General features: G+C 76.4%; 7 protein-coding genes. 2 read left to right on the forward strand and 5 right to left on the reverse strand.

From position 1 onward, the window contains the following. Both GCU69_RS06815 and GCU69_RS06820 read left to right on the forward strand, forming a co-directional pair. Positions 1-429: YsnF/AvaK domain-containing protein (locus tag GCU69_RS06815; RefSeq protein WP_156205403.1), on the forward strand; the 429-nt coding region annotated here is incomplete at its 5' end. Positions 430-1,031: 602 nt separating this feature from the next. Further along, the gene (locus GCU69_RS06820; RefSeq protein WP_098754750.1) at positions 1,032-1,478 is read left to right on the forward strand and encodes a DUF5709 domain-containing protein; all 447 of its coding nucleotides are present in this window, start codon (positions 1,032-1,034) and stop codon (positions 1,476-1,478) included. 142 nt (positions 1,479-1,620) lie between these two features. Here the strand turns inward: GCU69_RS06820 and GCU69_RS06825 are convergent, their stop codons facing one another. From GCU69_RS06825 to GCU69_RS06845, 5 genes are all read right to left on the reverse strand, one after another. Next, entirely contained in the window at positions 1,621-2,076 is a 456-nt protein-coding gene (locus GCU69_RS06825; protein WP_156205404.1) for an SRPBCC family protein, read from the reverse strand. A 156-nt stretch (positions 2,077-2,232) separates the two neighbouring features. Beyond that, the gene (locus GCU69_RS06830; protein ID WP_098754748.1) at positions 2,233-3,879 is read right to left on the reverse strand and encodes a phytoene desaturase family protein; all 1,647 of its coding nucleotides are present in this window, start codon (positions 3,877-3,879) and stop codon (positions 2,233-2,235) included. Then, on the reverse strand, positions 3,876-4,994 hold the full coding sequence (locus GCU69_RS06835; RefSeq protein WP_156205405.1) for an NAD-dependent epimerase/dehydratase family protein: 1,119 nt from the start codon (positions 4,992-4,994) through the stop codon (positions 3,876-3,878). The genes GCU69_RS06830 and GCU69_RS06835 overlap by 4 nt, the downstream gene beginning before the upstream one ends. A gap of 2 nt (positions 4,995-4,996) precedes the next feature. Next, entirely contained in the window at positions 4,997-5,158 is a 162-nt protein-coding gene (locus GCU69_RS06840; protein ID WP_156205406.1) for a hypothetical protein, read from the reverse strand. Between the two features lie 291 nt (positions 5,159-5,449). Then, a complete protein-coding gene (locus tag GCU69_RS06845) occupies positions 5,450-5,824 on the reverse strand; it encodes a glycosyltransferase family 9 protein (RefSeq protein WP_408055772.1) in 375 nt (124 codons plus the stop codon). Between the last annotated feature and the right edge of the window lie 222 nt (positions 5,825-6,046).

Genomic DNA, 6,046 nt, shown 5'->3' on the forward strand with positions numbered 1-6,046 from the left:
ACCCGGGGCACCCCGGAGATGATGCGGTCCGAGGAACGGGCGTACATCGACACCGAGCAGCACGAGACCGGGCACGCCCGGCTCCGCAAGCACGTGGTCACCGAGGACGTCCGGACCACGGTGCCGGTCAGCCACGAGGAGGTGCACGTCACCCGTGAGCCGATCAGCCCCGAGGACCGCAGCCGCAGCGGCAACGCGCGCATCGAGGAGAGCCAGGTCGAGGTGACGCTCCACGAGGAGCGGCCGGTGGTGCGCAAGGAGACCGTCCCGGTGGAGCGGGTGCGGCTGGACACCGAGAAGGTCACCGAGCAGGAAGAGGTCACCACCCAGGTCCGCAAGGAGCAGATCGAGTACGACGACGGCGCGCGCGAGCGTAAGGGCATGACGGAGGGCCGCGGGAAGCACGGTCGCGAAGACCGCTACAGCTGACCGCCGTTCCGCCGGCACGAACCGGAGGCGTGCGACACCGGTGGCCCCACCGCGGAAAGGCGGCGGGGCCGCCGGCACGCGGTGTTCGGCGGCCGCCCGCGGACGTGGCGGCGGGCGCTGTCCGGCATGCCGGTGGCGGGGCTGCCCGAGCGGCCCTCGTGTCCTCGGGCGATGCCGCCCGCTCGCGGTGGTGGGACTGCTCACGTGCCGGTGGCGGAGCTGCGCCCGTGTACGGTGCGGACCCGCGCAGGGGCCCGGCGGCGGCGTTCGTCGCCGGTGCGGCCCACCAGACGCGCCCGCGTACGGTGCCGGACCGCGCACGGGCCCGGCGGCGGCCGGTGCGTACGGCGCTCGCGGGCCGCGGATACGGGCGTCGGAGGCGTACCCCCGAGCCGTCCCGAGCCGTGACCGAAACCGTGCACGCGCCGGGCCCGCACCAGACCGCGCACCGGGCCGTTCACCGGGCCGGGCACCCGGGCCGTTCTCCGTCCGTCTTCCCCGGGGGTGACGCACGACCCCGGACGGGTGCCGCATGACGGCAGCCGGGGCGGGCACCCGTGCGGACCGGGGGAGCAACGCTACGGACGGAAGGAGTCGGCGCCGTGACCACCCCACACGACCCCGCCACGGACCCCGAGGACGAGGGCATTCCGGATCTGCAGGACGGATCGCCCGAGCAGCAGGAGGCGTCCGACCCCCAGCAGCTGCCGGTGGCGGGCGACGAGCCGACCATCGCGGAGTTCCGGGAGACGACACCGAACGAGGCGCGGGAGGGCGAGACGCTCGACGAGCGGCTGTCCGACGAGGAACCAGAGCCGGACCCCGCCGAACTGGCCCGCCCCGGACAGGGGACGACCTGGGAGGACCCGGAGCCGGACGAGCCGCAGCCGGACGAGGGCGACCGCGCGGACGAGCGGGCCGGGCTGCTCTACGACGAGCCGGACCCGGACCGGCCGCGCGAACAGGACGTGTACTCCCAGGAGGGGACGACGCGCGGGCTGTCGGCCGAGGAGGAAGCCGTCCACATCCGGGACGACGACCGGCTCTGACCCGCGGTCCGCAGCCGCCAGCCGTTGGGCAGGCGCCACGGGGTTCCCCGGATCCTTCGGTTTCCGGGGAACCCCGTGGCGTGTGACGCGGCCCTCCGGCCCTCCGGGCGCACGGGGACGACCCCGGCGCGCGGGAACGCCCTCAGTCCGGCACCCGGGTCTCCGTACGGGAATCCTGTACGACGTTGGACAGCCGGTGCAGCATCCGGCGGTGGCGGATCTGGATGAACACGTCCACCACCGCGCTGTGCAGCCGGGCGCCGGGCCCGGTCAGCGGATGTTCGTCGACCCGCACCAGGCAGCCCTCCCCCCACGGCAGCAGTTCGACGGCGATCCGCGCGGTGCCCAGCGAACCGGCCTTGGCCTCCAGTTCCAGCCGCTTCCCCGGCTCGCAGATGCGGACCACCGTGCGGCCCGCCAGGCTCCACCGGCCCAGCCGCACGGTGTAGCGGATCGAGGCCCCCGGCGTGGGCCAGGAGGGGTCGACCTCTTCCGTCTCGTCGGTCCCGATCACCCATTCCTCGTACTTGCCGCCGTCGCACAGGACGGCCCACACCGCCTCGGGCGACCGTGGGATCAGAACGTGCCGTACCGCCATGGGGTTCTCCTCTGCGTGTCCGCGCCCGGTGTGGCCGCCGGGTGTCGGGGCGGGGGTGGTGTGTCCGCCGGGGTGTCGAGGTGTGTTCGGTGTTTCCTGCCGTGGTGTTCGGGGCCTCCCGCCGGGTGTGCCGTCCGCGGGTCCGCGCCGCCCCGTCTAGCCGGGCCGGGGGGTGTCCCCTCCGGCCAGGGCCCGCTGGAGCGCGGCGAACGCCCCGGGCAGCGCCCGGCCGGGGGCGCGGGCGGAGCGCAGCGCGGCACGGGCCGCGTTGGCACCGCACGCGCCGTGCACACCGCCGCCCGGGTGGGCGGAGGCGGAGGCCAGATACAGGCCGCGCACCGGGGTCTCGGGCCGTCCGCTGCCGGGCACCGGACGGAAGACGAGCTGCTGGTGCACCGCGGCCGTGCCGCCGTTGAGGGCGCCGTTGACCAGATTCTGGTCGCGGCTCTGGAGGTCGGGCGGCGCGAGGACGCGGCGGGCGGTGATCCGGTCGCGGAATCCCGGTGCGAGCCGCTCGACCTGGTCCTCCACCCGCCGGGCCATGGCCTCCCGGGCCGCCGGGCCCCACCGGCCGTCGAGACCGTCCTCCCCCGCGTCGCCGCGGACGTGCTGCGGCAGATGCGTGTACGCCCAGGCGGACTCGGTGCCCGCGGGCGAGCGGCTCGGGTCGGCGGTGGTCATCTGGCCGAGCAGGGAGAACGGCCGGTCCGGGACCCGGCCCGTGCAGATCTGGGCGGTGTGCCGGGTCAGATGGTCCATGTCCTGGGCGAGATGCACGGTGCCGGCCCCGGCGGGCCCGGGCGCGGCCCAGGGAATCGGGCCGGACAGGGCCCAGTCGACCTTGAACGTCGCGAAGTCCCACTGGTGGCGGCGCATGTCGTCGCGCAGCCGGGACGGCAGGTCGTCCCAGCCGACCAGACCGCCGTAGAGGGCGGGTGCCGGCACGTCGGCGAGGACGGCCCGCCGGGCCCGTACGGCCTGCCCCTCGGTGGTGACGACGCCCAGCGCCCGGCCGCCGCCGACGACGACGCGGGCGGCCTCGGCGCCGCACCACACGGTCCCGCCCCTGGCCTCCAGCCGCCGGACGAGCGCGTCGGTGAGCGACTGGGCGCCGCCCGCGGGGACGGGCCAGCCGTGCCGCTGGCCGATCATGGCCAGCAGCCAGCCGAAGGCGGTGGACGCGGGGGACTCCGGATAGAAGTCGGCGTGCAGGGCGCACCCGCCGAGCAGCAGCGGGCCGCCCGGTCCGGAGAACTCCTCCTCGCCGAGCCGCCGTACGGGCAGCAGCAGCATGCGCAGCAGCCGCAGGCCGCCCGCGGCGCGGAGTTCGGCGGCGAGTGCCGCGGCCGGGCGCAGCGGCGGGAAGGGGGTGAACAACGCCTGCATCAGATCGGGGCCCAGCCGGTCCCAGAGCGCGACCAGACGGAGATACGCCTCACCGTCGCCCGCGCCGAATGCCTCCAGGCTCTCCGCGGTGTGCTCGGCGTCCCGGTGCAGCACGGGGCAGCGGCCGTCGGCCATCGGGTGGGCGAGTACCGCGGGGGCGTGGCTCCAGGTCAGGCCCCACTCCTCGAGCCGGAGGGCGCTGATGGCGGGCGAGGCCACGGCGAGCGGGTGGAAGGAGCTGAAGAGGTCGTGCACGTACTCGGGGTGCACGCCGCGGTCGCTGCGGACCGCTCCTCCGGGCACGGGCTGTGTCTCCAGCACGGTGACCTGCCAGCCCGCGTCGGCCAGCACATTGGCGGCGACGAGGCCGTTCGGGCCCGCGCCGACCACGACCGCGTCGGCGGTACCGTCGCTCACGTGCGCTCCCCCAGTCCGGTGGCGAACTCGCGGATCCGGCCGCCGCCGGGCAGCTTCGCGGCGAGCGGCGGGGTCGGGCCGCCCGTGCCGGCGCGGAGGGCGGCGGCGAACTCGGTGACGGTGTCGGCGGCGCTGTGCCGCGGGGTCCAGCCGAGTTCCGTACGGGCCCGGGTGGTGTCCATCAGCGGCAGCCGGAGCACCGCTTCGAGCAGGGCCGCCGGGGCGGACAGCAGATGGAGCCGCCAGCCCGCGGCGACCGCGGCGAGCACCGGCCGCGCGGGCAGCCGCAGGGTCCGGGTGCCGAAGATCTCGGCGAGCAGGGCGGTGTCGACGACCGGGTCCGCGGCGATGTTGAAGGCGCCGTGTACGGGCTCCGTCGCGGCGCGCCGGAAGGCGTCGGCCGCGTCGTCCGTGTGCAGCGCCTGGAACCGCAGCCCGGGGAGGCCGGGGAGGGCCGGGAACCGCCCTGGCTTCACGAACCGGCGGGAGAGCAGCGGTCCGACGAAGATGCGGCGCTGCTCGGCGGCCGACTCGCGCTGGAAGACGATGCCGGGCCGGATGCGGACCACCCGCACCTCGGGATGCTCGTACTCGAAGGCGTCGAGCACGCGTTCGACGTACGCCTTCTCGCGGCAGTACGCGGACGCGGGGTGCCCGTGGGTGGGCCAGTTCTCGTCGACGAAGCGGTCCTTGGGACCGGGCGAGTAGGCCGCGACCGAGGAGGCGTGCACCACGGCGGGCACGCCCGCGGCGGCTGCCGCCTCGAACACCCGGCTGCTGCCGACGGCGTTGGTCCGCCAGGTGACATCGGGTTTCCGCGAGGGGTGGAACAGCCACGCCAGGTGGATGACCGCGTCGGCGCCCTCGAAGTGGCGGACGAGACCGGCCTGGCCGACGTCCGCGCGCAGCCACTCCGTCCTGCCCGGCCCGCGCTCCCCCACCCCGTGGTCCGGGAGTCTGCGCGCGATGGCCAGCACCGAGTCCACGCGGTCGTCGGCGGCCAGCAGCCGCAGCAGACCGGTGCCGAGGTTCCCGGTGGCCCCGGTGACCACGAGACGCAGCCCCCCGCCGCCGCTGGAGCCGTCCCCGCCCGCCCGTTCGGCGCCCGTCGGCATGGTCAGGACTTCCCCTCGCCGTCCGGCTCGTCGTCGCGCTCGCCCTCCGCCTGGGAGGGCGTCGTCCGCGGCGGCATGGTGCGCTCCTCGTCCGGGGCGCCGCGCCGCGGCATGTCCTCGTCGTCGCGCTCGCCTTCGGCCTGCGACGGAGTCTGCTCGCTCATCCGTCCGTCCTCTCTGTGCCGGGTGGTGGTCTTCTGGGTGCCCCGTCGGGGCGGTGTCATCCCTCGGCACGGGACGATTCGTTCCTCCGCGGCACGGAGGATTCCGTTCCGGTGCGGCGGTGACCGGTCGGCCGCGCGGGGGGCTGTCGGGCCGGTCACCGCAGGCGCCGCCCCCGTCCCGGCGCGTCACCGGAGGTGCTGTCCCGGCCCGGCGTCACCGGAAGTGCTGTCCCGGCCCGTCTCCGCCGTGGGAGCCGCGGAGCCACGGCCCGGGGCCGCGCCCCCCGCCGGTCACGGCCCGGTGCCGCTCCCCGCCGCCGCGCCCACCCTGCCGCGCGTGTCCGTCCACGGCGGGCGGAAGCCGGCACGGGCGGGCAGCGCGGCCACGGCATCGGCGACCTCGGCGGGGGTGATGCGCAGCAGCCGCTCGTCCGGCCGGTCGCCGTGCGCGTCACCGGGGCGCGGGTCTCCGGGGTCTCCGGCGCCGGGGTGCCAGAGGACGCGGTGCAGCGGGCTGTCCGGCGGGCCCCACAGGCGCGGGGAGACCGGCCCGAACAGGACGACCGACGGGGTGCCCAGCGCCGTGGCCAGATGGGCGAGCCCGGTGTCGCCGACGACGACCGCGCGGGCGTGCGCGACGAGGGCGGCGAGGTCGGGAAAGGGCACGTCGGCCTCGCCGCCGTGCACCGCGCCGGGCGGCAGGCCGGCCCACTCGGCGACCTCGCGGGCCAGCGGCCCCTCCCCCGGTCATCACGCCGATCCCGGTCATCCCGACCCCGGAAACCACCACGGTCATCCCGCCGGTCGTCCCGGCCGCCGAAACCGCCACGGTCATCCCGCCGGTCATCCCGACCGCGGAAACCGCCACGATCCCGGTCGTCCTCCCGA

This window comes from Streptomyces lycii (assembly GCF_009735685.1).
GTDB lineage: Bacteria > Actinomycetota > Actinomycetes > Streptomycetales > Streptomycetaceae > Streptomyces > Streptomyces lycii.